The organism is Rhodovulum visakhapatnamense (genome assembly GCF_004365965.1).
In the GTDB taxonomy this organism is placed as follows: Bacteria; Pseudomonadota; Alphaproteobacteria; order Rhodobacterales; family Rhodobacteraceae; genus Rhodovulum; species Rhodovulum visakhapatnamense.
The window spans coordinates 23,168-48,493 of sequence record NZ_SOEB01000023.1 but is presented as its reverse complement, the minus strand read 5'-3'; the positions used below and the strand labels follow the sequence as shown (position 1 = coordinate 48,493).

Below are 25,326 nucleotides of genomic sequence, written 5' to 3'. Positions count from 1 at the left end.
AGGAACCCTCCGGATGTCCAACAGAGTCCTGTCCTCCCTCGCGGTCGTTGCCGCATTGACGGCCGCGCCCGCCCTGGCGGCCGACTACACCTTCAAGGTGGCCCATACCAACGCCGCCGACGAGGTGCAGGACAAGGGCCTGCAGAAGATGCGCGAGCTGCTGGAAGAAAAGACCGACGGCGCCGCCACGCTGGAAATCTACCCGGGCGGCCAGCTCGGCGACGAGGCGCAGTTGATCGAGGGCGTGATGCTGGGCTCGCTCGACATGTCGATGACCTCGAACTCGCTTCTGTCGAACTATATCGAGGAGTTCCGCGTCTTCGACATGCCGTTCCTCTTCCCGTCGATCTCGGCGCTGGGCGAGAAGGTCGATGCCAATTGGGACCTGATGGAGGACAGCGCGAACGGCTCGGGCTTCCAGCTTCTGGGCGTGTTTTCGTCGGGCATCCGCCACCTGATGACCTCGCAGCCGGTCGAGACCATCGACGACGTCAAGGGGCTGAAGATCCGCACCATGCAGAACCCGGTCCATGTCGAGGCCTGGCGCGCCTATGGCGCCAACCCGACGCCGATGGCCTATTCGGAACTGTACGGCGCGCTGCAATCGGGCGTCGTGGACGGGGCCGAGGCCGCCTCGACCGGATATGACGGCATGAAGTTCTACGAAGTCGCGCCCGATTTCGCGCTGGTGGGCTGGCTGAACATGACCGCCCCGGTGGTGATGCAGAAGGCCGCCTATGACGCGCTGCCCGAGACCATCCAGACCGCGCTGATGGAAGCGGGCCAGGAAGCCGCCCGGTGGGAACGGCAATATGTCGAGGATCAGGAACAGCCGCTGATCGACGGCTTCAAGGCCGAGGGCGTGACCATCACCCGGCCCGATGTCGAACCGTTCCGCAAGGCGTCGCTGCCGCTTTACGAAAGCGAACTGACGACCCCCGGCCAGAAGAAGCTTTTCGAGGCGCTGACCGCCAAATAAACCCGACCCGCAAGGTCCAAGGCCGCGGCCCCAAGCAAGGGCCGCGGTTTCCGTTCAGAGATGAAAGCCGACCCCAATCATGCTTGATCTAGCCATCAGAAACGCCCAGATCGTCACCGCCGCCGACCGCTATGTCGCCGATATCGGCATCCGCGACGGCCGCATCGTCGAGATCGCCGAAAAGGTCGGCGCGGCCGCCGAGGAAATCGACGCGACCGGTCTCTGGGCGATGCCCGGCGGCATCGACGCCCATGTCCATCTGGCCCAGCCCCAGGGCGGCGGCGTGGTCATGGCCGACGATTTCGAGACCGGCACCCGGTCGGCCGCGGCGGGCGGCAATACCACCGTCCTGCCCTTCGCGCTGCAGCAGAAGGGCCAGACGCTCCGCGAGGCGGTGCAGGCCTATCACGCGTCGGCCGAGGGCAAGTGCCATGTCGACGTGTCCTTCCACCTGATCATCACCGACCCGACGCCGCAGGTGCTGGGCCAGGAGCTGCCCGCGCTGATCAAGGACGGCTACACCTCGTTCAAGGTCTTCATGACCTATGACGACCTGATCCTGAACGATGCCGAGCTGCTGGAGGTGTTCGATACCGCCCGGCGCGAGAAGGCCCTGGTGATGGTCCATGCCGAGGGCCATGACGCCATCAAGTTCATGACCCGCAAGCTGGAAGAGGCCGGCAAGACCGCGCCCTATTACCACGCGATCTCGCATTCCGCCGTGGCCGAGCGCGAGGCCACCCACCGCGCCATCAGCCATGCCGAGCTGACCGATGTGCCGATCGTGATCGTCCATGTCTCGGGCCGCGAGCCGATGGAACAGATCCAGTGGGCCAAGCGGCGCGGCCGCAAGATCTTTGCCGAGACCTGCCCGCAATACATCGCCCTGACCCGGGACGACCTGAAGGGCCTGAACATGGATTTCTCGGGCGCCAAATATGTCTGCTCGCCGCCGCCGCGCGACACCGACAGCCAGGCCGCGATCTGGGAAGGGCTGCGGGACGGCACCTTCGACATCTTCTCGTCCGATCACTGCCCGTTCCGCTATGAAGACCCGGCGGGCAAGGACGTGAAGGGCGCGCGGACCTCGTTCAAATGGGTGCCGAACGGCATTCCGGGGGTCGCCGCGCGGCTGCCGGTGCTGTTCTCCGAGGGCGTGTCGAAGGGCCGGATTTCGGCCGAACGCTTCGTGGCGCTGACCGCGAGCAATCCGGCCAAGCTTTACGGGCTTTATCCGAAGAAGGGCACGATCGCGATCGGCTCGGATGCCGATATCGCGCTGTGGGATCCCGAGATCGAGACCACCATCACCCAGGCCAAGATGCATCACGGCTGCGACTACACCCCCTATGAGGGGATGGCGGTGAAGGGCTGGCCGGTCCGCACGATCCTGCGCGGCAGGACCGTGGCCGCCGATTTCGAAGTCACCGGAACCGCCGCAGATGGCCAATACCTGCCCCGCAAGATCAGCGGCGAAGCCTTTCCCGGCTGAGCCGGACAGGAAAGGGCCCGATGGCGGCGGGGCTCAGGCCCGGCTGCCATCCGGATCGACCCGCGCGGCGAGGTCTTCCATCATCGCCGCGTTCTGCATCCGCAGGATCGCCTCGGCCGCCAGCAGATCCTGCCGCCTGAGCGCCTCGACCATCAGCGTCATTTCCTCGGCCAGCACCGCCTGCCGCCCCGGCCCGTAGCCGAAGCTGCGGCGGAAGGCGAAGATCAGCTCCCAGCCGCGCAGGAACATCCGCAGCGCCTCGCGATTGCCGCCGAACTCGACCAGCCGGGCGTTGAAGCGGCGGTTGATCTCCAGCGCCTCGACCTCGGCGCCCGCTGCCAGATGCGCGGCATAGGTTTCGGCCAGGGCCTCGAGTTCCTTCAGCCGCTCGAGCGTCAGGTTCCGCATCCCGCGCCTGAGCGCGAAGATCCGCAGCTCGGTATTCAGCTCGAACAGGTCCGAGATATAGGCGCGGTCGAGCCTGCGCACCGTGGCGCCGCGATTGGGCTCGATCTCGACCAGCCCCTCGCCCTCAAGCTTTCGCAACGCCTCGCGCAGCGGCATGGTCGAGAAGCCCAGCGAGGCCGCCAGCTCGGCCACCTTCAGCCGTTCGCCCGGCGCGAAGCGGCCCGCGAGGATCGCCTCGCGGATCTGGCGGGTGGCCTGGTCAACGGAATTGGCGGCGGGTTCCAGTTTGCTGTCCTTGCGCGGGGCCGGGCTGGGCGCGACCATAGTCAGTTTCGCTTGCGGATCAACGAGACATGCTCGGCGGAAATCCCGGGCGAACGGTCGGGAAACAGCAGCCACACGGTCTCGGTGATCACACCGGCGGGCCGCGTCCGGCTTTCGCGCTTGGCGGTAAACTCCATTTCCACATGCACCTCGTCGCCCACCACCATCGGATGGACGAAGCGGACATGGTTCCAGCCGAGCGAGGCGATGGAGCTGTCCTCGTAAAGCTGCAACTCGGTCTTCAGCCCCTCCATCAACGCCAGCCCGTAGAGCCCATGGGCGATGATGCCGTCGAACCCGGCCCTCCTGGCATAGGCCTCGTCGGTATGCAGCGGGTGACGGTCGCGGGTCAGCCGACAGAAATCGGCGATGTCGGCTTCGGTGATCACATGGGACGCGGTGGTGAACCGCGCCCCGACCTCGACGTCTTCGAAATAAAGGCTCATGCGTAGGCTTTCTGCACCTGGCGTGCGATGATCATGCGCTGGATCTGGTTGGTACCCTCGTAGATCTGGCTGAGCCGCACGTCGCGGAACAGCCGCTCGATCCGGAACTCGCGGGAATAGCCGTTGCCGCCATGGATCTGCAGCGCGTTCGAGATATGGACCTGCGCCATGTCGGTGGTGAACAGCTTGGCCTGCGCGGCCTCCAGCGCGATCGGATGGCCCGCATCGTAGAGCTTTGCCGCGTGATGGATCAGCAGGCGGGCGGCGGCGATGTCCTTTGACATGTCGGCGATCATGAACTGGATCGCCTGGAAATCGAAGATCGGCTTGCCGAACTGGCGCCGGTCATTGGCATAGGCGACGGCATCCTCCATCGCGGTCTGGGTCATGCCCAGCGCCATCGAGGACATCATCAGCCGCGAGAAGTTGAAATTCTCCATCGCCATCTTGAAGGCGCCATGCTCGGGCCCGATGCGGTTCGCGACCGGCACCCGCACCTCGTCGAAGCTGAGCATGCAATCGGCAAGGCCATGCATCCCCAGCAAATCCTCGGACTTGCCGCGATGCACGCCGGGACGGTCGGTCTCGACCAGGATGCAGGAAATGCCGCGATGCCCGGCCTCGGGATCGGTCTTGGCGAAGACCATGACGACATCGGCGATCTCGCCGAAGGTGACCCAGGCCTTGGTGCCCTTGATGACATAGTCGTCGCCGTCGCGCCGGGCCGTGGTCTTCATCGCGGCGACGTCCGAGCCGCAATCGGGTTCGGTGACGGCGGTGGCGGGAATGACCCGGCCCTCGACAATTCCGGGGATCCATTTGCGGGTCTCTTCGCTGCCATGATGGTTCAGGAACAGCGCCGCCTCGACCGGAATCGCGAAGGCATTGCCGACCGCGCCCGAGCCGCGCGCGATTTCCTCCATCACGATGCAGGCGGCCATGGCGTCGAGCCCGACACCCCCCGCCTCTTCGGGCAGGGCGACGCCGAACAGCCCCTGCTCGGCAAGGGTCTCGTAGATGGCGCGGGGGAAGACATCGTCGCGGTCGATGGCGGCGGCGGCGGGGGCGATCACCTGATCGCTGAGCTTGCGCGCGGTGTCGCGCACCATGCGCTGCTCTTCGGTGAAGAACTGATCCAAGAGCGATCTCCTTTGGAGTCTATCCGTATAAATCTGATCACAAGCATTCCGTGCCGACAGGCCCGGGTCAAGCCGAAGCGACACCGCCATGGAAGGCATCGCCCGGATCGCGGTCGAAGAAGTAGACGATGACGTCCTTGGGTTGCGCGCCATAGGCGCGGCAAAGCGCGCCGGTCAGGGCGCGCGCCGCCTCGGCCTTGGCCTCGGCCGCCCTGGGGAAGGCATGCACCTTTGCAAAAATGCGGAAGACTTCAGCACTTTTGCCATATTTTCCGGCATGTCCGTAGGAATTTTCGGGCGTCGAAAAATAATAGACAGTGACGATTTCCGGCTTGATTCCGAATGCTGCGCAGAGACCATCGGTCATCAGGGAGGTGGCAAGTGCCCGTGTTTCCTGCACGGGTTCGCGGTCGAAGACTTCGATGAAGGGCATGGGCGATCTCCTGTCGGGACGGGGTCGGCCGGCGCCCGGAGCGGGGCCGGATGTTGACCGGATACATGATCAGATCAATTCTGCAAGAAACAGTTTGCGATCTAAAATAGGACTCGGGATGAGATTCAGGGGAAGCTACACGGTCTGCGTCACGGCCTTTGACGACGAGGGCCGGATCAACCTGCCCGCCATGCGCGGCTATACCGACTGGCAGATCGCCGAGGGCGCGCACGGGCTGGTGCCGCTGGGCTCGACCGGCGAATTCCTGTCGCTGACCCGCGAGGAACGCGGGCAGGTCGCCGAGGCGGTGATCGGCCAGGCCGCGGGCCGGGTGCCGGTGCTGATCGGCACCGCCGCCGAATGGACCGACGAGGCAATCGCGCTGTCGCGGGATGCCGAAGCCCTGGGCGCCGACGGGGTGATGCTGGTCCCGCCCTACTATTCCTCACCGACCGAGGACGAGCTGTTCACTCATTTCCGCCGGGTGGCCGAGGCGCTCTCGATTCCGGTGATGCTGTACAACAACCCGTTCACCGCCAATGTCGATCTGACCGCGCCGCTGGTCGCGCGGCTGTCGGAGATCGACAATATCGTCGCCATCAAGGACACCTCGAAGAACGTTCATCGGGTGACCGAACTGACCGAGCTGTGCGGCGACCGGCTGACCGTCTTCGCGGGCTATTACCCCTGGGAAAGCTACCGCTGCGGGGCCGAGGGCTACAGCTCGGTCATGGCCAATATCTCGCCGCGCCTCTCGGCCCAGATGTTCACCGAAACCCTCGACGGCGATGCCGCCAAGGGCCGCGAGATCTACGTGAAATGCCTGCCGCTGATCAACGCGCTGGCGGGCGATCTCTATGTCTCGGCCACCAAGGCGGCGATGAAGATGATCGGCCGGCCGATGGGCGACCCGCGCCCACCGCGGCTGCCGCTGCCGCAGGCGCGGCAGGACGAGTTGCGCCGCATTCTCGACGATCTCGGGCTGCTGGCGACAGCCTGAACGCCCCCGGTCCGGTCGCGGACCTTCGCCCCAACAGAGAGACAACCAAAGGAAACGCCTGATGAAACTGACGAACCTTGCCCTTTGCCTCGCGCTCGGCGCCTCGGCCGCGCTGCCGGCCTTCGCGCAGGACATCACCCTGAAGGCCAGCCACAACGCCAATGCCGAAGAGCCCTATGGCGTCGGCATGCGCAAGATGGCCGAGATCCTCGAAGACAAAACCGGCGGCACGGCCACCATCCAGGTCTTCGACAATGCCCAGCTCGGCGACGAGATGGAAAGCATCCAGGGCACCCAGATGGGCACCGTGGGCATCGCCGTGACCTCGAACGAGACGCTGGCGAATTTCGTACCCGACCTGACGGTGTTCAGCCTGCCCTTCCTGTTCCAGGATGCCGAGCAGATGGACCGCGCGCTGAGCGACCCGGCGGTGATCGCCAAGGCGCAGGAGATCCTCGGCGAGAAGGGGTTCCACCTGATCACCTTCTTCTCGGCCGGCACCCGTCACATCATGACCAAGACGCCGATCGAGACCATGGACGACCTGGCGGGCCTGAAGATCCGCACCATGCAGAACCCGGCCCATGTGGACACCTTCAAGGCCTTCGGAGCGAACCCGACGCCGCTGGCCTATACCGAGCTTTACGGCGCGCTGGAAACCGGCGTGGTCGACGGGGCCGAGGCCGCCAACACCAACTACTTTGCCAAGAAGTTCTACGAGGTGTCGCCGGACTGGGCGATGATCGGCTGGCTCGAACTGGTGGCGCCGGTGATCATGGGCGAGGCCGCCTATCAGGCGCTGCCCGCCGACGTGCAGACCGCGCTGGACGAGGCCGGCAAGGGCGCGGGCCAGTTCCAGCGCCAGACCTATCGCGAGAGCGATATCGCGCGCGTCAAGGATCTCGAGGCGGCGGGCGTGACCATCACCCATCCCGACGCCGCCGCCTTCCGCGCCGCCGCCGCGCCGATCCAGGCCGAATATGTCACGACGCCGGCGCAGAAAGAGTTGTTCGAGCTTCTGCAGGCGGTCGAATAACCCGCCCCTTCCTGACATCCCGGCTGCGGACACTCCGCGGCCGGGGCTTTCCTATCTGTAACCGCCAAAGGGGGCTCGCCATGCTGACGCTGATCGAAAAAGTCCTGCTTCTCTTGCGCCGGCTGGTTTCGGGCGTGGTGATCCTGCTGTTTTCCGTAATGATGGCCGCCGTGCTGGTGCAGGTCGCCGGACGCTACGTGTTCAACTATTCCATCGCGCAGGCCTCCGAGGTCGCGACCTTCTGCCAGATCTGGCTGGTGCTGCTGGGAGCGGGCGTCGCCATGGCGCGCGGCCAGCATGTCGCCATCGACATGATCCCGGCCCGGTTCTCGCGGCCCTGGGCGCGGGCCGCTCTGGTCTTCATCGCCCTGGTCTCGGCCGCCTTCCTTGCGGTTCTCGCCTGGGGCAGCCAGCCGCTGATCCGCATGGGCGAATTCCAGACCTCGCCCTCGCTTCGGGTGCCGATGATGTACATGTATCTCTGCCTGCCGGTCGGCGCGGCCTATATCGCGCTCGAGCTGTTCCTTTCGGTGATCCAGCGCTGGGACGACCCGTTCCCGCCGCCCTCGGCCGGGCAGGAAGAGGAGGCGATCTGATGCTGGTCATTGCCGCCGCCTTCGTTCTGTTGCTGCTGGCGGGGGTGCCGGTGGTCTTCGTGCTCGGCGCCTCGGCGGTGATCGCGCTGGTCACCACGACCGACGTGCCGGTCGCCATCGTCAGCCAGCGGGTCTTTGCCGGGCTGAACACCTTCACGCTGATGTCGATCCCGTTCTTCGTCTTCGCGGGCGTGATCATGGATGCAGGCGGGATCTCGCGCCGGATCGTCGAGTTCGCCTCGGCCGTCATCGGCTGGGTTATCGGCAGCCTGTTGCAGGTCTCGTGCCTGGCCGCCGCCGGGCTTGCGGCGATCTCGGGCTCGGGCTCGGCCGACACGGCGGCGATTTCGGCGATCATGCAGCCGCAGCTGCGCCGCCGGGGCTATGATGTCGATTTCGGCGCCGCGATCATCGCCTCGGCCGGGTCCATCGCCCAGGTCATCCCGCCCAGCCTGACCATGGTGATCCTCGCCGTCGTGTCGAATGTCTCGATCGGGGCGCTGTTCCTGTCGGGCGTGGTGCCGGGGCTGATGTGCATCGCGATCCTGATGGTCATCGCCTATTTCCATGCCCGGAAGGGGGGCCCCGCCTATCGCGAGACCGAGCCCTTCACCTTCGCCCGGCTGATCCGCACCGGCTGGGCCGCGCTGCCCGCGGCGGGGATGCCGGTGCTGATCCTGGGCGGCATTCTGGGCGGCGTCTTCACGCCCACCGAGGCCGCCGCCGTCTCGGGCTTTTACGGGCTGCTGGTCGGCGCCTTCCTCTACCGCGATCTCGACCTCAAGCGCCTGCCCGACCTGATCCTGAGGACCGTGTCGCTGTCGGCCGCCGTGATGCTGATCATCGGCACCGCCAGCGTCTTTTCCTGGCTCATCGCCAACGCGAACGTGCCCCAGCTTCTCGGCAACTGGATCGCCAGCGTGTCCTCCTCGACGCTGATGTTCCTCTTGATCGCGAACCTGCTGTTCCTGTTCGTCGGCATGTTCCTCGAGACCATCGCCGCGATCCTGATCATCGTGCCGGTGCTGTCGCCCATCGCCGCCCAGATGGGGGTGGACCCGATCCACTTCTCGCTGCTGATCATCCTCAACTGCGCCATCGGCACGGTGACGCCGCCTTATGGCGTCTCGCTGTTCGTGGCCTCCAGCGTGGCCGGGCGGCCGGTGCTGTCGGTTGCCCGCAAACTCGCGCTGCCGCTGGCCGGGCTCTTCGCCGTGCTGGTCGCGGTGACGCTGATCCCAGATCTTCCGCTTTTCCTGCCGCGCCTTGCCGGCCTCATCGACTGAAGGATACTGCCATGACGAAACTCAAGGTCACCATCGCCGGGATCGAATTCGACGCCCGTTTCGAAGACGCAGCCCCCCAAACCGTGGCCGCGTTCCGCGCCAAGATGCCGTTCAAGGGCCAGGTCGTGCATGTCCGCTGGTCGGGCGAGGGCGTCTGGATTCCGCTGGGCGAGACCGATTTCGGCCTCGGCTATGAGAACCACACCAGCTATCCCGCCCCCGGCCAGATCATCCTCTATCCCGGCGGGATCAGCGAGACCGAGATCCTGCTGGCCTATGGCGGCGTCCATTTCGCCTCGAAGCTCGGCCAGCTTGCGGGTAACCATTTCATCACCCTGACCTCGAATACCGACAAACTGGCGGACCTCGGACCCAAGGTGCTGTATGAGGGCGCCCAGGACATCCTGTTCGAAGAGATCGACGCGTGACACCCCCCCGGCCCATCACCTTCGGCGCGCGCCTGCGCCAGCTCGCGCGCCTGCGCGGCGCAGCCGAGGCTGTCCGGTTTCTGGCCGCCGACGGGCAGGAAGAGGCGATTGGCTGGGACAGGCTTGACGTGGCCGTCGACCGTATCGCCCATGTGCTGGCGGCACGCGGGGTCGTTCAAGGCGATGTGGTCGGTATCGGGCTGGCCAATACGCCCACCCATCTGGCCACATCGCTGGCGGTCTGGCGGCTGGGGGCGACGACCCTGGTCGCCGACCCGCATCTGGCGCCCGAGCTTGCCGCCGCGCTGAAGGCCCGGATCGGCGCCCGGATCTGGATCGCCGAGACCCCGGGCTCGGGCGATCTGCACCGCGCCGGGCTGGAACGCCAGGCGGCTTTCGCCCCCGCGACCCCGGTCGCGGACGCGGTCTCCTGCCCGGGCAAGATCGTGCTCTCGGGCGGTTCGACCGGGCTGCCCAAGATGATGGCCGACGACCGGCCCTACACGCGCAGTCCCGGCGCCAGCTGGGGCCGGGTCGCGCCCGCGCTGGGGTTCCGCGCCGATCAGGTGCAGCTGGTGGCGGGGGCACTGGCCCATAACGCGCCCCAGACCTGGGCGCAGAACGGGCTTTTCGAGGGCAACCGCCTGGTCCTGATGGAAAAGTTCGACGCCGACCGGGCGTTGCTTGCCATCGACCGCTTTCAAGTCGGCTTTGCCATGGTGGTGCCGACGATGATGGTGCGGATGCTGGACCGGCTCGACGCCACCGGCGCGACGCTCGACAGCCTGCATGCCTTCTATCACACCGGCGCGCCCTGCCCGGCCTGGCTCAAGGCCGCCTGGATCGACCGGCTGGGACCTGACCGCGTCTTCGAGATGTATGGCTCGGGCGAGAATACCGGCCAGACCGTCATCACCGGCGCCGAATGGCTGAACCGCAAGGGGTCGGTCGGGCGCGGCTTCGAGACAGAGATCCGGATCTACGGGCTGGACGGCGCGCGGCTGGGTCCGCGCGAGCGCGGCGAGATCTTCATGCGGCCCGAGGACCTTTCCGGCCGCAGTCGCTATCTGGGCCCCGACGCGCCCGAACCCCGCCGCGACGAGGACGGGTTTCAAAGCATCGGCGACATGGGCTGGCTCGACGACGAGGGCTATCTTTATCTCGCGGGCCGGTCGGACGACATCATCAATACCGGCGGGATCAAGGTCCATCCCGAGGTGGTCGAGGCCGAATTGCTGCGCCATCCGCAGGTGGCCGACGCGGTGGTGGTGGGCGTCTCTGACCGCGACTGGGGCCAGCGCGTGGTGGCCTGCATCGTGCCCGCCCCGGGCACGACGCCAGATCCGGCCGAGCTGCACGATTTCTGCGCCGCACATCTGGCGCCCGCCGAGGTGCCGAAGCGGTTCGAGCTGCGCCTGACCCTCCCCCGCGACGGCTTCGGCAAGATCCGCCGCAAGGCGCTCCGCGCCGCTCTGGAACCGCGCGACCTGGGCGCGGTCCCCGATCCCGACGCCTGACCGGACCTCAGATCGTCAGCCCTTCCCAGATGCCGCGCCGCACCAGTTCGCGCGAGACATCCAGCGTCAGCTGGCCCACCGCGCGGCAGGCCCGGGTCATCGCCCGGGCCGGGTTGGTCACCAGATAGACCGGCCGGGTCATGCGCGGCTCGACGATGGGCGTGCGCAGCAATTCGCCCCGGGCCACGAAATCCTGCGCCGCAGCGGGCGCGAGGATGGTATAGCCAGAGCCGCGCGCCACCAGCTCCTTGATCTGGGTCATCGCATCCATCTCGACCACGACATTCAGCGTGACCCGGTTGGCCACGCAGTATTTCTCGATCAGATGGCGCAGCCCGTTCGAGGTCAGCACCATGTCAAGCCTTTCCAGCGCGCGCAGCGGCACCGGCGTGCCCGCGGGCGTGTCGAGCGGCCAGGCATCGGGCGAGGAGTGGAAATACAGATCCTCCTGCAGCACATGGGTGTGGCGGAAATGCTCGACCCCCTCGAGGTCATAGAGAAAGCCGATATCCACCGTGCCGTCCTGCACCCAGGTCTTGATATAGCCGCTCATCGCCTCGACCGTCCTCAGCCGCACCTCGGGCATGTCGTGGCGCACGGTTTCGGCCAGCGGCACCGACATCACCATCGAGACCGACGGCGGCATCCCGAAACTGACCCGGCCGCGCAGGACGCCGGTCAACTCGTGCATGTCGGCGACGCAGCGGTCGACGCTGGCGCAGATGTGGCGCGCATGTTCGGCCAGCACCCGCCCTTCCTCGGTCAGGATCGTGCCGCGCGGCGAGCGTTCGACCAGCTGCACGCCCAGCTCGTCCTCCATCCGGCGGACATGCTGCGACAGCGAGGGCTGGGCCACGCCAATGGCCTGGGACGCCGCCGAAATCGACCGCGCCTCGGAGATCGCCAGAAAATAGCGCAGCTGCCGGATGTCCAAGCCTCGTCCTCCCTGTTGCGCCGCGACAGCGCCCGGTCAGTCGAACTCGATCACCTGCCGGATCGCTGTGCCCCGGTCGAGCTGGTCCATCGCCAGGTTGATCTGCCCGAGCTTCAGCCGGTGGGTCAGCATCTTCTCGACCGGCAGGCGCCCCAGCGCATGCAGCGCGAACATCCGCGGCAGGTCGCGCTGCGGCACGCAGGACCCGATGTAGCTGCCCTTGAGCGAGCGCTCTTCCGCCACCAGTTTCAAGGCGTTGAGCGGCATTCGCGCGTCGGGATGGGGCAGGCCCGCGGTGACGGTGGTGCCGCCCCGGCAAGTGACGTCATAGGCGGTTTCGAGCGCCCGGACCGAACCGGCCAGCTCCAGCGCCACGTCGACGCCGCCGCCCGTCAGATCGCGCACGGCCGCCACGGTATCGTCATCGGCCGCCACCGCATGGGTCGCGCCCATCGCCAGCGCCGCCTCGCGCTTGGCGGGGAAGGGGTCGATGGCCACGATCTCGCCCGCGCCCGCCGCGGCCGCGCCAAGGATCGCCGACAGTCCGACCCCGCCCAGGCCCACCACCGCGACCTTGCTGCCGGGCATGACGCGGGCGGTGTTGAAGACCGCCCCCGCGCCGGTCAGCATCGCGCAGGAGAACAGCGCCGAGATATGCGGCGGGATGTCGGCCTCGACCTTGACCAGCGAGGGCCGCGCCAGCACCGCATGTGTGGCGAAGGCCGAGACGCCCACATGATGATGCACCGGTTGCCCGTCCATCGACAGCCGCCGATGCCCGGTCATCAGCTCGCCCACGCCGTGATGTTTGGCCGCGCGGGTGCACAGCGCCGGGCGCCCCTCGGCGCAGGGGGTACAGCTGCCGCAGCCGGGCGCAAAGATGCAGACGACGTGATCGCCGGGCACCAGATCGGTGACGCCCGCGCCCACCGCCTCGACATGGCCCGACGCCTCGTGGCCCAGCACCATCGGCACCGGGCGCGGCCGGGTGCCGTTGATCACCGACAGGTCCGAATGGCAGACCCCGGCCGCCGCGAGCCGGATCAGCACCTCGCCCGGACCGGGCGCCTCCAGATCGAGCTGGCGCACCGCAAGCGCCTCTGCCGCCTCGAAATCCTTCTCTATCCCGCCGCGCTCCAGCACGGCAGCCTCGATCTTCATGGAAAGCTCCTCCCAGGTCCGCCGGTTGATCCGGCCTTGTCCCATGCCGAGCCTATCGTCCCCGCCCGGCGCGCAAAGCGATATTAGCCGGGCCATAGGCAAAAGCTATAACGGAAAGCGCGGCAAGCTATTGGTCAGCGCGATGACCCTCTCCTAGGCTCGGCGCAGTTTCACTCTTGGGGAGGAAGAGATGAACTGCCAAGCGACACTTCGTGCCGCGTCCTTCTGCGCTGCGCTGGCGGCGGGAAGCGCGGCCCTTGCCGACGACACGGCGCCCGACTGGGCCGCGACGCCCTGGGGCCCCGAGGACGAACTGGGCGCGGCCAACCGGATGACGCCCGAACGGGTACGCGACGCCGCCGGGCTGGTGACCGAGGGCAAGGTCTACAGCCTCGGGATGATCGTCGGATCGGACACGCCCGCCTTTCCGCCGCGCAGCCTGTCGGTGACGGTGCTGCAGCCCAACCAGACGGAAACCCATGGGCTGGGTGAGAACCGGTTCACCTATAACGACGACATCTTCATGGGCTGGCTCGGGATCGGTCCGCAGATCGACGGGCTTGGCCATGCCGGGATCGACCACACCTATTACGGCGGCCGCAGCCTGCCCGACTTCGCCAGCGCCTCGGGCCTGACCGAACTGGGGCTTGAAAAGCTGCCGGGTCTGGTCGGGCGCGGCGTGATGCTGGACATGGCCGCGCATTTCGGCACCGACATGGTCGCGGAAGGCACCGCCTATACCGAAGACGACGTGAAAGCGGCGGCCGAGGCGCAGGGCGTCGAGATCCGCGAAGGCGATATCGTGCTCTTCAACTCGAACTGGATGAACCTGCTGGACGGCGCGGCGCCCGACCCGGACCGCTTCGGCGCGGCCGAGCCGGGGCTTGGCGTCAGCGGCGCCGAATACCTGGCCGGGCTCGGGGTGATGGCGGTCGGCGCCGATACCTGGGGCATGGAGGTGGTGCCCGCCGAGGAAGAGGGCATGGCGTTTCGCGCCCATCAGATCCTTCAGCCCCGGCACGGCATCTATATCCTTGAAAACATGGACACCCGCGCGCTGGCCCGGGACGGGGTGCACGAGTTTCTGTTCGTGATGGGACAGGCCCGGATCAAGGGGGCGGTGCAGATGATCATCAACCCCATCGCGATCCGCTAGAGAACCGGAAAACAGGGAGGAAAACCGGATGAAGACCTGGCTGCTGACGGCGCTTTGCGCCGCGATGCCGCTGACCGCCGCGGCCGCCGACAAACCGGCGTCGCTGAAGGTCGGCATGACCACATTCCTGACCGGGCCCGCCTCGGTCTTCGGCGTCCCCGCGAAGAACGCGGCCGAGATCCTCGTCGAGACGATCAACGCCCAAGGCGGGATCGGCGGCGTGCCGGTCGAGGTCAGCTTCATCGACGAGGGCGCGGGCGCCGAGACGCTGACCTCGGAATACCGCAGGCTCGCGGAATCGGGCGGCGCCGACGTGATGTTCGCGGCGATTTCCTCGGGCAACTGCCAGACCCTGGCGCCGCTGGCCGAGGATCTGAAGGTCATCAACTTCATGTGGGATTGCGGCACCCAGAAGATCTTCGAGGAACACAGCTACAAATACGTCTTCCGCACCCAGGCCAACGCCACGCCGGAAATGCTGGCCGCGGTGATCTACCTGCTGAAGACCCATCCCGATTTCAAGACCATCGCCGTCGTCAACCAGGACTATGCCTGGGGCCGCGACAGCTGGGACATCTTCCGCACCGCGCTGATGGCGATGAAGCCTGACGTCAAGGTGGTGGGCGAGTTCTTCCCGAAATTCGGCTCGCCCGACTTCTCGACCGAGATTTCGCGGCTGCAGGCGCTGAGGCCCGACGTGATCCTCTCGACCAACTGGGGCGGCGATCTCGACACCTTCGTGCAGCAGGCGGCCCAGCGCGGTCTGATGAACAGCTCGACCTTCGTGCTGCCGCTGGCCGAATCCTCGCTGGAACGGCTGGGGTCAAGCCTGCCCTCGGGCCATATCGTGGGGGCGCGCGGCGATCACTATTTCCGCCATCCCGAACGCCGCGACGACGACGCGTTCAAGGATTTCATGGCGCGCTACGAGGAAAAGACCGGCGAGATTTCGGTCTATCCGGTGTTCCACACCGCGCAGGCCTTCGCCGCGCTGCAGGCGGTCTATGAAAAGGCGATCGCCGCCAATGGCGGCGACTGGCCCGACGAGGATCAGGTGCTGGCCGCCATGGCCGGGCTCGAATTCCAGGGGCTCGGCCGTCCGGTGACGATCCGCGAGGATCATCAGGGGATCGAGGCGCAGCTGATGGCGACCAGCGTGCAGACCGGGGACCACCCCTTCGCGACGCTGGAGAACATCATGATCTTCGACGGCGCCGACATCACCGCGCCGGTGGGCGAGGTCTCGGTCGACTGGATCGGCGGGCTCGATGCGAGCTTCCTCGATCAGGTCGGCGTCGCCACCTACGCCGACTGAGCCCGGACGGCCGGACGGGCACCCCCGCCCGTCCGGCATTTGCCCAACCGGAACCCGACATGACGCCGACGCTTTTCCTTCTCGCGCTCTTCGACGGCATCGCCTATGCCGCGCTCGTCTTCATCGTGGCGCTGGGGCTGACCCTGATCTTCGGGGTGATGCGCATCCTGAACATCGCCCATGGCTCGCTTTACGCCATCGGCGCCTATGCCACCGTGTCGCTGTCGGGCTGGGCGCTGGCGATGGGGCTGGCGCCGATCCTCGCCTTTCCGCTGATGCTGGTCTCGGCGGTGCTGGTCGGCCTGCTGCTGGGCGGGCCCATCGAATGGCTGCTGCTGCGCCGGATCTACGACAAGCCCGAGGTGCTGCAACTGCTGGTCACCTTCGCGGTCTTCATGATCCTCGAGGACGTCCAGCGGCTGGTCTGGGGCACGCGGCCCTATTTCGAGGCGACGGCGCTGCAGGCTTTGGGCAACGTCACCGTGCTGGGCGTGACCTATACCGTCTATCAGCTGATCCTGCTGCCCGCGGTCGCGGCGGCGCTGCTGCTGGGAATGCGGTTTTTCCTGCGCCACACCATCATCGGCAAGCTGATCCTCGCCACCACCGAAGACCGCGAGGCGGCGCAGTCGATCGGCATCGACGCCGACAAGGTCTTCCTGTTCACCTTCATCGTCGGCGCGGCGCTGGCCGGGCTGGGCGGCGCGCTGGCCTCGCCCACCACCTCGATCCTGCCGGGGATGGGCGCCGACATGATCGTGCTGTCCTTCGCCGTCGTCGCGACCGCCGGGCTCGGCCAGATCGAGGGCGCGGCGCTTTGCGCGCTGATGATCGGGCTGGGGCGGTCCTTCGCCGTCTATGTCTGGCCCGAGGCGGCAACGCTCGTGCCCTATGCGATCATGGTCGCGGTGCTGTCGGTGCGGCCGCAGGGCCTCTTCGGCAGCTCGTCCGCCCGCAAGATCTGAGGAGACCCGGCAATGACCCATGCGACAGAACCGGACAAATCCCGCCAGGGCCGCCCCGCGGGCGGGCCTTCGATGGCCGGAACCGTCCTGCCGCTGGCGGGCCTCGCGCTGCTGGCGCTGGTGCCGCTCGGCGCGCCGGGGATGCAGCTTCTGGTCAATCTGGCGCTGGCCAAGGGGCTGGCCGTCGCCGGGGTCAGCGTGCTCTTGCGCGCGGGCCAGGTGTCCTTCGGTCATGCGCTGTACTTCGCCGTCGCCGCCTATGCCGGAGCCTTCCTGATGACCGCCCTGCCCGGCGCCGACCTGGCCCTGGTGCTGCTGGCGGGTCTTCTGGGCGCGGTCGTGGCCGGGGTTTGCGTCGGGCTCTTCGTGGTGCGCTATCGCGGTATCTTCTTCGGCATGCTGAACCTCGCCTTCTCGATGATCTTCTGGTCCTTCCTCGAGAAGTTCTACCACATCACCGGGGGCGCCGACGGCATCCGCCTGCCGCGCCCGGCCGTACTGGGGATGGACCTCGACCGCGCCAGCTTCGAGCTGGTGCTGTTTTACCTCACGCTGACACTGGTGCTGGGCCTGGGCTGGGCCACGATCCGCTGGCTGGCCTCGCCCGCGGGTCAGATCTTCCAGACCCTCAAGACCAACGAGACCCGGCTGGAATATCTGGGCGTCTCGCCGCGCCGGGCGCTGTTGTGGGGGTATCTCGTGTCGGCCGCGCTTTGCGGAATCGGCGGCGCGTTGATGGGGGTGACGCAGGGCGTCGTCACGCCCGAATACGCCTGGTGGATCCGCTCGGGCGAGATGGTCTTCATCGCCGTTCTGGGCGGCGCCGGGTCGGTGCGCGGCGCCTTTGTCGGCGCGCTGATCTACGAACTGGTCCGCACCTATGCCTCGGCCTATGCGGGCGATGTCTGGCAGATGCTGCTGGGCGGCTTCCTTCTGGTCATCATCCTCTTCGCGCCGCGCGGCGTGATCGGCATGATCGAGACGCTTGCCCATCGCGGGGAGGCGCGCAAATGACCGCGCCGCTGCTGGAAACCCGCAACCTCGTGATCCGCTTCGGCGGCGTGATCGCGGCCAATGACGTGTCGCTGACCATCACGGCGGGGCGCAACCTCGCCATCATCGGGCCGAACGGCGCGGGCAAGACCACCTTCCTGAACATCTGCACCGGCTGGATCAAGCCAAGTTCCGGCCAGGTCCTCTTCGAGGGCGAGGACGTCACCCCCTTGCCGCCGCGTGCCATCGTGCGGAAGGGCGTGGCCCGCGCCTTCCAGATCCCGCAGCTGTTCACCGAACATACCGCGCTGGAAAACCTGCTGATCGCGGTCGCGGCCCGCGACCGGCTGCGCAACCCGTTCATGGACCTGCACCGCATCCCCGAGAGGGACGAGATGATGCACCTGCTGGAAATGGTGAAATGCGCCGATGCCGCGCATCGCCCGGTGGTCGAGCTGCCCGAGGGCCAGCGCAAGCTGGTCGACATCGCCGTCGCGCTGGCACTGCGGCCCCGGCTTCTGCTGATGGACGAGCCGACCTCGGGCGTCGCCTCGTCGGAAAAGCACCGGATCATGGAGATCCTGGTCGAGGCCCTGGCCGAACGGAAAGTGACCTCGGTCTTCGTCGAACACGACATGGGCATCGTCGAGCGCCATGCCGAAGAGGTCGCGGTCTGGAACGCGGGCAATGTGCAGCTGCGCGGCACCCCGCGCGAGATCCTGGACCATCCCGACGTGATCCGCGATGTCATCGGGGAGGCCGTCTGATGCTGGAATTTCGCACTGTCGATGCCGCGATCGGCAAGATCCCGATCCTGCGCGGGCTGAATTTCCGGATCGGCGAGGCCGAGACCGTCGCGCTGATCGGGCGCAACGGGGCGGGAAAGACGACGCTTCTGCGGTCCGTCATGGGCTTTACCGACGTGACCGGCAAGATCCTTCTTGATGGCCATCCGCTGGGGCCGATGCATCCCGCGCGCCGCCCGGGGCTTGGCATCGGCTACGCGCCCGAGGACCGGCGGCTGTTCTCGGCCTTCACGGTCGAGGAAAACCTGCTGCTGCCCGCGCAGAACGCCCGGCTCGACCGGGCCGAGACGCAGCGCAGGCTCGACCGGGTCCATTCGATCCTGCCCGAGCTGAAAGAGATGGCCGACCGGCCCGCGGGCAATGTCTCGGGCGGTCAGGGCAAGATGGTGGCGCTGGGCCGGGCGCTGATGCTGGGCACCCGGCTGGTGATGCTGGACGAACCCTTCCAGGGCCTCGCCCCGGCGCTTGCGCTGCGCTACGCCGACGCGCTGCGCGCGCTGCGCGATGCCGACCGGACGGTGACTCTGCTGATCACCGAATCGAACCCCGCGCTGCTGCGCGGCTTCGCCGACCGCACGCTTGTCATCGAACGGGGCGAGGTCGCCGCCCCGGACCCCAATGCCATTCCCGCCTGACCGAGAGGCCCCCATGACCCGAACCGACCTGCCGCTGCCCGAACCCGCCAACCTGATCGGCAATGTCTGGCAGCCCGCCGCCTCGGGCGCCTCGATGGACGTGATCTCGCCCATCGACGGCCAGCCCTTTGCCCGGATCGCCGATAGCGGGCCCGAGGATGTCGACGCGGCGGTCGCCGCCGCCCGCGCCGCCTTCGAAGGCGGCGACTGGTCCCGCCTGACCGCGGCCGAGCGCGGGCGGCTTCTGCTGCGCCTCGCCCGCCGGATCGAGGACGAGGCCGAGGCGCTGGCCCGGCTCGAAAGCCGCGACAACGGCAAGCCGATCCGCCAGGCCCGCGCCGACATGGCCGTGACCGCGCGCTATTTCGAATATTACGGCGGTGCGGCCGACAAGCTGCATGGCGAGATCATTCCCTTTCTCAAGGACTGCAATGTCGAGCTGCATCGCGAACCGCATGGGGTGACCGGCCATATCATCCCCTGGAACTATCCCGCGCAGATGTTCGGCCGGTCCGTGGCGCCCGCGCTTGCGACCGGCAATGCCGCGGTCCTGAAACCCGCCGAGGAGGCCTGCCTGACCGCGCTCCGGATCGGGGCGCTGGCGGTCGAGGCGGGCTTTCCGCCGGGCGCGCTGAACATCGTGACGGGGCGTGGCGAAACCGCGGGGGCGGCGTTGTCGCGCCACCCCGGCATCGACTTCATCTCGTTCACCGGCTCGCCCGAGGTGGGCGTGCTGATCCAGACCGAGGCCGCGCGCAACTTCATCGGCTGCACGCTGGAACTGGGCGGCAAGTCCCCGCAGATCGTGTTCGACGATGCCGATCTAGAGGCCGCGCTGCCGGTTCTCGTCAATGCGGTGATCCAGAATGGCGGCCAGACCTGTTCAGCCGGCAGCCGGGTGCTGGTGCAGCAGGGCGTGTTCGACACGGTCATGGCCGGGCTCAAGGCGCGCTTCGAGGCCATCGAGGCGTCCGACTCGGGCGAGGACTCGGTGCTGGGCCCGCTGATCTCGGCCCGGCAGAAGGCCCGGGTCGAGGGATATATCGCCAATGCCGGGGCGCCCTTGATCGCGCGGGGCGGCATCCGGGCCGGGACCCCCGACGGCGGGTTCTATGTCGCGCCCGCGGTCTTCGGGCCCTGCGACCCGGGCTCGCGGATCGCGCAGGAAGAGGTCTTCGGCCCTGTGCTGTGCGTCATTCCCTTCGAGGACGAGGCCGAGGCCATCGCCATCGCGAACGGCACCGAGTACGGGCTTGTCGCCTCGGTCTGGACCCGCGACGGCGCGCGCCAGCAGCGGGTGGCAAAGGCGATGCGCTGCGGCCAGGTCTTCGTCAACGGCTATGGGGCGGGCGGCGGGGTCGAGCTGCCTTTCGGCGGCCGGCGCAAATCCGGCCATGGCCGCGAGAAGGGCTTTGCCGCGCTGCACGATTTCACCACCCTCAAGACCATCGTGACGCACCATGGCTGAGGCCAATCGAGGAACGGAGAGATCTGAATGAGACTGGACGGCAAGGCGACACTGGTGACGGGGGCGGCCTCGGGCTTCGGGCGGGGCATCGCCGAGACCTATATCCGCGAGGGCGCCCGGGTGGCGGTGGTCGACATCGACCGCGACCGCGCCAAGGCGGTGGCCAGCGAGCTGGGCGAGAACGCCCTGGCCATCGGCTGCGATGTCTCGAAGGGCGACGAGGTCGCGGCCGCTGTCGCCACCACGCAAGAGGCCTTCGGCAGGCTCGACATCGTCGTCAACAACGCGGGCTGGACCAACCGCAACCAGCCGCTGATGGAGACCGACGAGGCCACCTTCCGCAAGATCTACGACATCAACGTGCTGTCGATCTTTCACATGACCAAGGCCTGCGTGCCGCTCTGGCGCACGCAGGGCGGGGGGGTGATGCTGAATGTCGGCTCGACCGCGGGCATCCGGCCCCGGCCCGGGCTGACCTGGTACAATTCCTCGAAGGGGGCGGTGAACCTGATGACCCGCTCGCTGGCGGTCGAACTGGCGCCCGACCGCGTCCGGGTCAACGGCATCGCCCCGGTGATGGGCGTAACCGGTCTTCTGGAACAGTTCATGGGCGTGCCCGACACCCCCGAGAACCGCGAACGCTTCATCGCGACGATCCCGCTGGGGCGGCTGTCGGAACCGCGTGACGTGGCCAATGCAGCGCTTTATCTGGGATCGGACGAGGCCGATTTCATCACCGGGGTGATCCTCGAGGTCGATGGCGGCCGCACGATCTGAGAGGACCGCGCCCCATGGCCGACCGACCAGCCCCTGCCCGCCGCGCCGATTTCGCGGCCTTCCGCAGCCTGACGACGCGCTGGGAAGACAACGACATCTACGGCCACATGAACAACGTGGTGCATTACGCGCTGTTCGACACGGCGGTGAACGGCTGGCTGATCGAGGCGGGGGTGCTGGATATCCGGGGCGGCGCCCAGATCGGGCTCGTGGTCGAAACCGGCTGCCGCTATCACGCCGAGATGGCCTTTCCCGACCGGGTGACGGCGGGGATACGGGTCGCGCATCTGGGCCGAAGCTCGGTCCGCTACGAGATCGGGCTGTTCCGCAACGACGAGGACAGCGCAGCGACCGAGGGCGTGTTCGTGCATGTCTATGTCGATGCCGCCACGAGGCGCCCCAGCCCGCTGGCGGCGCCTTTGCGCGCGGCGCTTGAAACCCTGGTGCGGCCCGGGCCGGCGGGGCACTGACCCCGGCGGCCCGGACCCGGTCTAGCGGTTGTCGGGCTGGGCCCGGACGCTCAGCCGCCCGCGATGCGAGATGCGATAGGGGCCGCCATTGCGCGACTCGATCAGGCGGCGGCGTCGCAGCCGGCCGAAAACGTCGAGGTCGCAATCCGACAGGACCAGCCCGTCGCGGGTAAAGCAGGTGATGGCCACGATCTTGCCGCCCGCAGCGGGGCGGTCATGCACGATGCGCCCACCCTGAGCCAGCACGTGCAGCACGCGCTGTTCGCGTTTCGAGATGTTCATGGAAGTTCCTGTGCAAGGCAAACGAAAGGCCCGCGAGGGCTCTTGGCCCTCCGGGTCGATCCCAGGCCCTCCGACGATCAGAGGGCGTCCTTACACAAGCTCCAGCATCAAGGCTCCGCTCGCCCGCGGAACGCGGACGGTCGGCACCAATCTGGGCGCGGGCCGCGCCCCGGTCAAGCGAAAGGGCTCAGACGGCCCCCGCCTGCGACGGAATGCGCGGCACAAGCTCGCCCACCACCCGTTCGTACAGCGTCCGCTTGAACGGCACGATGTGATCGACAAGCGCGTCGGGGTCGAGCCAGGTCCAGGCCGAAAACTCGGGATGCTCGGTCTCGATGTTCACCTGATCGTCGCGGCCCTTGTAGCGCAGCAGATACCAAAGCTGTTTCTGCCCGCGATACTTGCCCTTCCAGACCCGGCCCAGCAATTCGGGCGGCAGGTCGTAATCGACCCAGTCGGCGGTCCGGGCGAGGATCTCGACCAGATCGGCGGTTACCCCGGTCTCTTCCCAAAGCTCGCGCAGCAGCGCCTCTTCGGGGTCTTCGCCCTTGTCGATTCCGCCCTGCGGCATCTGCCAGGCGGGTTCGGCCCAGTCCTTGCGCTGGCCGACAAAGACCTTGCCCGCGCCATTGACCAGCATCGCGCCGACACCGCGGCGATAGGGAAGTTTCTCGATCTCTTCGGGACTCATGTCGTGCCTTCGGGGCCGGTGCGACCCGGCCCCCTCCTTTCGTGTCACTTGTGCTCGGGGTCGAGCGCCGAGAGGCCCTTGAGGATGTCGACCGCATAGGCCAGCTGGTAATCCTCTTCGCGCAGCTTGGCGGCGGCCTCGGCCTTGGCCAGTTCTTCCTCGGCCTGCTTGCGCTCGTCCTCGGTCATGCTGTCATTGTCGAGCGCCCCGCGCAGATCGGCCTCGGACCGGGTCCGCGCTGCGGCGCTGGCAGGCTGATCCTCGGTTTCCTCGGTGACGGGCTTGCGCGGCGGCTGTTCGACCACGATGTCGGGCGCGACGCCCAGCGCCTGGATCGAGCGGCCCGAGGGGGTGTAGTAGCGCGCCGTCGTCAGCCGCATCGCGCCCTCGCCCTTCAGCGGCATCACCGTCTGGACCGACCCCTTGCCGAAGCTGCGGGTGCCGACCACGATGGCGCGGCGATGGTCCTTCAGCGCGCCCGCGACGATTTCCGAGGCCGAGGCCGAGCCACCATTGATCAGCACCACCATCGGCAGCCCGCCGGTCAGATCGCCCTTGGTCGCGTTGTAGCGGTCGCTGTCCTGCGGGTTGCGGCCCCGGGTCGAGACGATCTCGCCCGCGTCGAGGAAGGCGTCCGACACCTTGATCGCCTGCGGCAGAAGCCCGCCCGGGTTGTTGCGCAGATCGAGCACCACGCCGGTCACGTTCTCGACCCCGCCAAGCTCCTCCACCGACTTGTTCCACTCTTCCTCGAGATTGGCATAGGTCTGGTCGTTGAATGTGGTGACGCGCAGCACGACCGTGCTGCCCTCGATCCGCGAGCGCACCGCCGTCAGCTTGATCGTGTCGCGGGTGATGGTGACGTCGAAGGGCTCGTCGACGCCCTTGCGCACGACTGTGATGACGATCTCGCTGCCGACCGGGCCGCGCATCATCTCGACCGCCTCGTCCAGCGTCAGGCCCAGCACGCTTTCGCCATTCACATGGGTGATGAAGTCGCCCGACTCGATGCCCGCCTCGTCGGCCGGGGTGCCGTCGATCGGCGAGACGACCTTGACGAAGCCCTCTTCCTGGGTGACCTCGATCCCGAGCCCGCCGAATTCGCCGCGGGTCTGCACCTGCATGTCGTCGAAATCCTTCGGCGGCAGATAGCTGGAATGCGGATCGAGCGAGGTCAGCATGCCGTTGATCGCGGCCTCGATCAGCTTGGTCGAGTCGACCTCCTCGACATATTGCGACCGGATCCGCTCGAACACGTCGCCGAAGAGATCGAGCTGTTCGTAGACCGAGCTGTTCGACTTGGCCTCATCGGCCAGAAGCGGCCCGGCCACCTGGGTGGCCACGAGCGTTCCGGCAACCACACCGCCCAATGCGGCAACCACGAATTTCTTCATCGGCGTCCTCAATCCTTACTGTCGCGCGAACCACGGCGCAGGGTCCACGGGGCTGCCGCCCTGTCTCAGTTCCATATAAAGCGTTTCCGGAAGGTCATTGCCACCGCCTTCTGCCGCCGCGTCCAGAAACGCGGCCGTGTTGGGATCGGCGCCGCCCATGAGACCGACCGGTGCGCCGGCGGCAAGCACCTGACCCTCGGCACCATAAACCTGCGCCATCCCGGCAAGCACCAGCAGATATCCTTCGGCCGGTTCCAGCACCATCACATTTCCGTAGTCGAGCAGCGGCCCGCGATAGCGGATCGTGGCCGCGACGGGCGTCGTCACCAGCGCCAGCGGCCGGGTCGCCAGCACCAGGCCCGGCCGGACGATCCCGGCCGCGTCGGGCTCGTCGAAGCCTCGCAGCAGGGTCCCCTCGACCGGCAGCGGCAGCTGGCCTTCCAGCGCCTCGAAGGCGGGCGGGGCACTGTCTTCGGGGGCGGTGCCGCCGACCTGGGACAGCCCCGCGGCAAAGCCGTCGAGCGTCTCGCTGCTGTCGGCCAGATGGGCCAGACGGTCGGGGTCGGCCGAAAAGCGCTGCGGCAGGTCGCGGCGGCCGGCGATGGCCTGGCTCAGTTCGGTGCGCGCGGTCTGTACGCCCGAAAGCCCCGCCGCCAGATCGTCGGCCGCGCTTTCCTGCAACGCCCGGATCAACGCGATCTCGTCCAGCTGGCCGCGCAGCGACTCGGCCTCGGCCTGCAGCGCCGGGGTCACCTCGCCCAGCATCATGCCCGCCCGCGCGGCACCGAGCGGCCCGGTCGGGTGCAGCAGAACCAGCGCCTCGGGATTGCGTTCGATGCTGGAGAGCACGCCCACAAGCTGGGCGATCTCCTCGCGCCGGGCATCGAGCACTGCGGCGATGGTCTGTTCCCGGACCGCCGCGCGCCGCAGCCCCTCGCGAAGGGCGGCAAGGCCCTGTTCATAGGCGCGCACGGTTTCGGTCAGCGCGGCGACCCGGTCGCGGGCACCTCCCGCGGCCTGCAGCCGGTTTGCGGCGTCGCGCAGCGCGGCGGCCGCGGCCTCGGCGGTGTCGGCCGGATCGGCGGTCTGGGCCAGGGCCGGGGCAGACCAGAGCGGGACTGACAGGGCCGCCAGCGCGGTCCCCGCGATCAGAAGGGCGAGAAACGGGCCGCCTGCCTGTCTCACGCCGCCTGTC

Annotated in this window: 27 protein-coding genes; 17 read left to right on the top strand and 10 right to left on the bottom strand. The window is 67.6% G+C overall.

The window, feature by feature from the left end; genetic code table 11:
• The first annotated feature begins 13 nt into the window (after positions 1 to 13).
• Together EV657_RS17115 and hydA are read left to right on the top strand one after the other, a co-directional pair.
• Positions 14 to 979: a TRAP transporter substrate-binding protein gene (locus EV657_RS17115; protein WP_134079032.1), complete on the top strand. Its 966-nt coding sequence runs from the start codon at positions 14 to 16 to the stop codon at positions 977 to 979.
• A gap of 79 nt (positions 980 to 1,058) precedes the next feature.
• On the top strand, positions 1,059 to 2,471 hold the full coding sequence (gene hydA / locus EV657_RS17110) for a dihydropyrimidinase (protein ID WP_134079030.1): 1,413 nt from the start codon (positions 1,059 to 1,061) through the stop codon (positions 2,469 to 2,471).
• A gap of 33 nt (positions 2,472 to 2,504) precedes the next feature.
• Here hydA and EV657_RS17105 read toward each other — a convergent pair whose 3' ends face one another.
• The 4 genes from EV657_RS17105 to EV657_RS17090 all read right to left on the bottom strand — a co-directional run bounded on the left by EV657_RS17105 (position 2,505) and on the right by EV657_RS17090 (position 5,221).
• Positions 2,505 to 3,203 carry a GntR family transcriptional regulator gene (locus EV657_RS17105; RefSeq protein WP_113668899.1) on the bottom strand — a complete coding sequence of 233 codons (699 nt, stop codon included), beginning with the start codon at positions 3,201 to 3,203 and terminating at the stop codon, positions 2,505 to 2,507.
• 2 nt (positions 3,204 to 3,205) lie between these two features.
• Positions 3,206 to 3,649, bottom strand: coding sequence for a MaoC family dehydratase (locus EV657_RS17100; protein WP_134079029.1), 444 nt, complete (start codon positions 3,647 to 3,649; stop codon positions 3,206 to 3,208).
• Positions 3,646 to 4,788 carry an acyl-CoA dehydrogenase family protein gene (locus EV657_RS17095; RefSeq protein ID WP_134079027.1) on the bottom strand — a complete coding sequence of 381 codons (1,143 nt, stop codon included), beginning with the start codon at positions 4,786 to 4,788 and terminating at the stop codon, positions 3,646 to 3,648. Before EV657_RS17095 ends, EV657_RS17100 begins: the two co-directional genes overlap by 4 nt.
• A gap of 67 nt (positions 4,789 to 4,855) precedes the next feature.
• Entirely contained in the window at positions 4,856 to 5,221 is a 366-nt protein-coding gene (locus EV657_RS17090; protein WP_113668902.1) for a tautomerase family protein, read from the bottom strand.
• Between the two features lie 118 nt (positions 5,222 to 5,339).
• Here EV657_RS17090 and dapA point away from each other — a divergent pair, with 118 nt between their 5' ends.
• From dapA to EV657_RS17060, 6 genes are all read left to right on the top strand, one after another.
• Positions 5,340 to 6,221: a 4-hydroxy-tetrahydrodipicolinate synthase gene (gene dapA / locus EV657_RS17085; RefSeq protein ID WP_113668903.1), complete on the top strand. Its 882-nt coding sequence runs from the start codon at positions 5,340 to 5,342 to the stop codon at positions 6,219 to 6,221.
• Positions 6,222 to 6,282: 61 nt separating this feature from the next.
• Positions 6,283 to 7,257 (top strand): TRAP transporter substrate-binding protein, encoded by a 975-nt coding sequence (locus EV657_RS17080; protein WP_113668904.1) that lies wholly within the window; start codon positions 6,283 to 6,285, stop codon positions 7,255 to 7,257.
• An 80-nt stretch (positions 7,258 to 7,337) separates the two neighbouring features.
• On the top strand, positions 7,338 to 7,853 hold the full coding sequence (locus tag EV657_RS17075) for a TRAP transporter small permease (protein WP_113668905.1): 516 nt from the start codon (positions 7,338 to 7,340) through the stop codon (positions 7,851 to 7,853).
• Complete coding sequence (locus EV657_RS17070; protein ID WP_113668906.1) at positions 7,853 to 9,139, top strand: TRAP transporter large permease; 1,287 nt, start codon at positions 7,853 to 7,855, stop codon at positions 9,137 to 9,139. The genes EV657_RS17075 and EV657_RS17070 overlap by 1 nt, the downstream gene beginning before the upstream one ends.
• An 11-nt stretch (positions 9,140 to 9,150) precedes the next feature.
• Positions 9,151 to 9,567: a DUF3830 family protein gene (locus tag EV657_RS17065; protein WP_075784443.1), complete on the top strand. Its 417-nt coding sequence runs from the start codon at positions 9,151 to 9,153 to the stop codon at positions 9,565 to 9,567.
• The gene (locus EV657_RS17060; RefSeq protein WP_075784442.1) at positions 9,564 to 11,084 is read left to right on the top strand and encodes an AMP-binding protein; all 1,521 of its coding nucleotides are present in this window, start codon (positions 9,564 to 9,566) and stop codon (positions 11,082 to 11,084) included. The genes EV657_RS17065 and EV657_RS17060 overlap by 4 nt, the downstream gene beginning before the upstream one ends.
• 7 nt (positions 11,085 to 11,091) lie before the next feature.
• Here the strand turns inward: EV657_RS17060 and EV657_RS17055 are convergent, their stop codons facing one another.
• Both EV657_RS17055 and EV657_RS17050 read right to left on the bottom strand, forming a co-directional pair.
• On the bottom strand, positions 11,092 to 12,018 hold the full coding sequence (locus EV657_RS17055) for a LysR family transcriptional regulator (protein WP_113668908.1): 927 nt from the start codon (positions 12,016 to 12,018) through the stop codon (positions 11,092 to 11,094).
• Between the two features lie 36 nt (positions 12,019 to 12,054).
• Complete coding sequence (locus EV657_RS17050; protein ID WP_134079025.1) at positions 12,055 to 13,179, bottom strand: zinc-binding dehydrogenase; 1,125 nt, start codon at positions 13,177 to 13,179, stop codon at positions 12,055 to 12,057.
• Positions 13,180 to 13,369: 190 nt separating this feature from the next.
• Here EV657_RS17050 and EV657_RS17045 point away from each other — a divergent pair, with 190 nt between their 5' ends.
• Genes EV657_RS17045 through EV657_RS17005 form a run of 9 tightly spaced genes read left to right on the top strand, consistent with a single transcriptional unit; the run spans position 13,370 to position 21,764 of the window.
• Positions 13,370 to 14,335, top strand: a complete 966-nt coding sequence (locus EV657_RS17045) for a cyclase family protein (protein WP_134079023.1) — start codon at positions 13,370 to 13,372, stop codon at positions 14,333 to 14,335.
• Between the two features lie 28 nt (positions 14,336 to 14,363).
• The gene (locus tag EV657_RS17040; protein WP_113668910.1) at positions 14,364 to 15,650 is read left to right on the top strand and encodes an ABC transporter substrate-binding protein; all 1,287 of its coding nucleotides are present in this window, start codon (positions 14,364 to 14,366) and stop codon (positions 15,648 to 15,650) included.
• A 59-nt stretch (positions 15,651 to 15,709) separates the two neighbouring features.
• Positions 15,710 to 16,615 carry a branched-chain amino acid ABC transporter permease gene (locus EV657_RS17035; protein ID WP_075784437.1) on the top strand — a complete coding sequence of 302 codons (906 nt, stop codon included), beginning with the start codon at positions 15,710 to 15,712 and terminating at the stop codon, positions 16,613 to 16,615.
• Between the two features lie 12 nt (positions 16,616 to 16,627).
• Positions 16,628 to 17,629 carry a branched-chain amino acid ABC transporter permease gene (locus EV657_RS17030; RefSeq protein WP_208323294.1) on the top strand — a complete coding sequence of 334 codons (1,002 nt, stop codon included), beginning with the start codon at positions 16,628 to 16,630 and terminating at the stop codon, positions 17,627 to 17,629.
• Entirely contained in the window at positions 17,626 to 18,375 is a 750-nt protein-coding gene (locus EV657_RS17025; protein ID WP_112316549.1) for an ABC transporter ATP-binding protein, read from the top strand. The genes EV657_RS17030 and EV657_RS17025 overlap by 4 nt, the downstream gene beginning before the upstream one ends.
• On the top strand, positions 18,375 to 19,049 hold the full coding sequence (locus EV657_RS17020; RefSeq protein ID WP_134079021.1) for an ABC transporter ATP-binding protein: 675 nt from the start codon (positions 18,375 to 18,377) through the stop codon (positions 19,047 to 19,049). Before EV657_RS17025 ends, EV657_RS17020 begins: the two co-directional genes overlap by 1 nt.
• Before the next feature lie 13 nt (positions 19,050 to 19,062).
• Positions 19,063 to 20,517, top strand: coding sequence for an aldehyde dehydrogenase family protein (locus tag EV657_RS17015; protein ID WP_134079019.1), 1,455 nt, complete (start codon positions 19,063 to 19,065; stop codon positions 20,515 to 20,517).
• Positions 20,518 to 20,544: 27 nt separating this feature from the next.
• A complete protein-coding gene (locus EV657_RS17010) occupies positions 20,545 to 21,294 on the top strand; it encodes an SDR family oxidoreductase (protein ID WP_134079018.1) in 750 nt (249 codons plus the stop codon).
• 14 nt (positions 21,295 to 21,308) lie between these two features.
• Positions 21,309 to 21,764 carry an acyl-CoA thioesterase gene (locus EV657_RS17005; protein WP_134079016.1) on the top strand — a complete coding sequence of 152 codons (456 nt, stop codon included), beginning with the start codon at positions 21,309 to 21,311 and terminating at the stop codon, positions 21,762 to 21,764.
• A gap of 21 nt (positions 21,765 to 21,785) precedes the next feature.
• Here EV657_RS17005 and EV657_RS17000 read toward each other — a convergent pair whose 3' ends face one another.
• From EV657_RS17000 to EV657_RS16985, 4 genes are all read right to left on the bottom strand, one after another.
• Positions 21,786 to 22,046: a YjhX family toxin gene (locus EV657_RS17000; RefSeq protein ID WP_113668914.1), complete on the bottom strand. Its 261-nt coding sequence runs from the start codon at positions 22,044 to 22,046 to the stop codon at positions 21,786 to 21,788.
• 187 nt (positions 22,047 to 22,233) lie between these two features.
• Positions 22,234 to 22,737, bottom strand: a complete 504-nt coding sequence (locus tag EV657_RS16995) for an RNA pyrophosphohydrolase (RefSeq protein WP_134079014.1) — start codon at positions 22,735 to 22,737, stop codon at positions 22,234 to 22,236.
• Between the two features lie 44 nt (positions 22,738 to 22,781).
• Complete coding sequence (locus EV657_RS16990) at positions 22,782 to 24,131, bottom strand: S41 family peptidase (protein WP_075784429.1); 1,350 nt, start codon at positions 24,129 to 24,131, stop codon at positions 22,782 to 22,784.
• 15 nt (positions 24,132 to 24,146) lie between these two features.
• Positions 24,147 to 25,316 carry a murein hydrolase activator EnvC family protein gene (locus tag EV657_RS16985; RefSeq protein ID WP_243837699.1) on the bottom strand — a complete coding sequence of 390 codons (1,170 nt, stop codon included), beginning with the start codon at positions 25,314 to 25,316 and terminating at the stop codon, positions 24,147 to 24,149.
• Positions 25,317 to 25,326 lie beyond the last annotated feature (10 nt).

Coding starts and splice junctions, on each gene's coding strand:
- EV657_RS16995 (WP_134079014.1), bottom strand. CDS start 22,737: ATGAGTCCCGAAGAGATCGAGAAACTTCCCTATCGCCGCGGTGTCGGC.
- EV657_RS17090 (WP_113668902.1), bottom strand. CDS start 5,221: ATGCCCTTCATCGAAGTCTTCGACCGCGAACCCGTGCAGGAAACACGG.
- EV657_RS17115 (WP_134079032.1), top strand. CDS start 14: ATGTCCAACAGAGTCCTGTCCTCCCTCGCGGTCGTTGCCGCATTGACG.
- EV657_RS16990 (WP_075784429.1), bottom strand. CDS start 24,131: ATGAAGAAATTCGTGGTTGCCGCATTGGGCGGTGTGGTTGCCGGAACG.
- EV657_RS17015 (WP_134079019.1), top strand. CDS start 19,063: ATGACCCGAACCGACCTGCCGCTGCCCGAACCCGCCAACCTGATCGGC.
- EV657_RS17000 (WP_113668914.1), bottom strand. CDS start 22,046: ATGAACATCTCGAAACGCGAACAGCGCGTGCTGCACGTGCTGGCTCAG.
- EV657_RS17105 (WP_113668899.1), bottom strand. CDS start 3,203: ATGGTCGCGCCCAGCCCGGCCCCGCGCAAGGACAGCAAACTGGAACCC.
- EV657_RS17065 (WP_075784443.1), top strand. CDS start 9,151: ATGACGAAACTCAAGGTCACCATCGCCGGGATCGAATTCGACGCCCGT.
- EV657_RS17005 (WP_134079016.1), top strand. CDS start 21,309: ATGGCCGACCGACCAGCCCCTGCCCGCCGCGCCGATTTCGCGGCCTTC.
- EV657_RS17035 (WP_075784437.1), top strand. CDS start 15,710: ATGACGCCGACGCTTTTCCTTCTCGCGCTCTTCGACGGCATCGCCTAT.
- EV657_RS17010 (WP_134079018.1), top strand. CDS start 20,545: ATGAGACTGGACGGCAAGGCGACACTGGTGACGGGGGCGGCCTCGGGC.
- hydA (WP_134079030.1), top strand. CDS start 1,059: ATGCTTGATCTAGCCATCAGAAACGCCCAGATCGTCACCGCCGCCGAC.
- EV657_RS17020 (WP_134079021.1), top strand. CDS start 18,375: ATGCTGGAATTTCGCACTGTCGATGCCGCGATCGGCAAGATCCCGATC.
- EV657_RS17080 (WP_113668904.1), top strand. CDS start 6,283: ATGAAACTGACGAACCTTGCCCTTTGCCTCGCGCTCGGCGCCTCGGCC.
- EV657_RS17075 (WP_113668905.1), top strand. CDS start 7,338: ATGCTGACGCTGATCGAAAAAGTCCTGCTTCTCTTGCGCCGGCTGGTT.
- EV657_RS17100 (WP_134079029.1), bottom strand. CDS start 3,649: ATGAGCCTTTATTTCGAAGACGTCGAGGTCGGGGCGCGGTTCACCACC.
- EV657_RS17025 (WP_112316549.1), top strand. CDS start 17,626: ATGACCGCGCCGCTGCTGGAAACCCGCAACCTCGTGATCCGCTTCGGC.
- dapA (WP_113668903.1), top strand. CDS start 5,340: ATGAGATTCAGGGGAAGCTACACGGTCTGCGTCACGGCCTTTGACGAC.
- EV657_RS17045 (WP_134079023.1), top strand. CDS start 13,370: ATGAACTGCCAAGCGACACTTCGTGCCGCGTCCTTCTGCGCTGCGCTG.
- EV657_RS17030 (WP_208323294.1), top strand. CDS start 16,628: ATGACCCATGCGACAGAACCGGACAAATCCCGCCAGGGCCGCCCCGCG.
- EV657_RS17070 (WP_113668906.1), top strand. CDS start 7,853: ATGCTGGTCATTGCCGCCGCCTTCGTTCTGTTGCTGCTGGCGGGGGTG.
- EV657_RS17040 (WP_113668910.1), top strand. CDS start 14,364: ATGAAGACCTGGCTGCTGACGGCGCTTTGCGCCGCGATGCCGCTGACC.
- EV657_RS17050 (WP_134079025.1), bottom strand. CDS start 13,179: ATGAAGATCGAGGCTGCCGTGCTGGAGCGCGGCGGGATAGAGAAGGAT.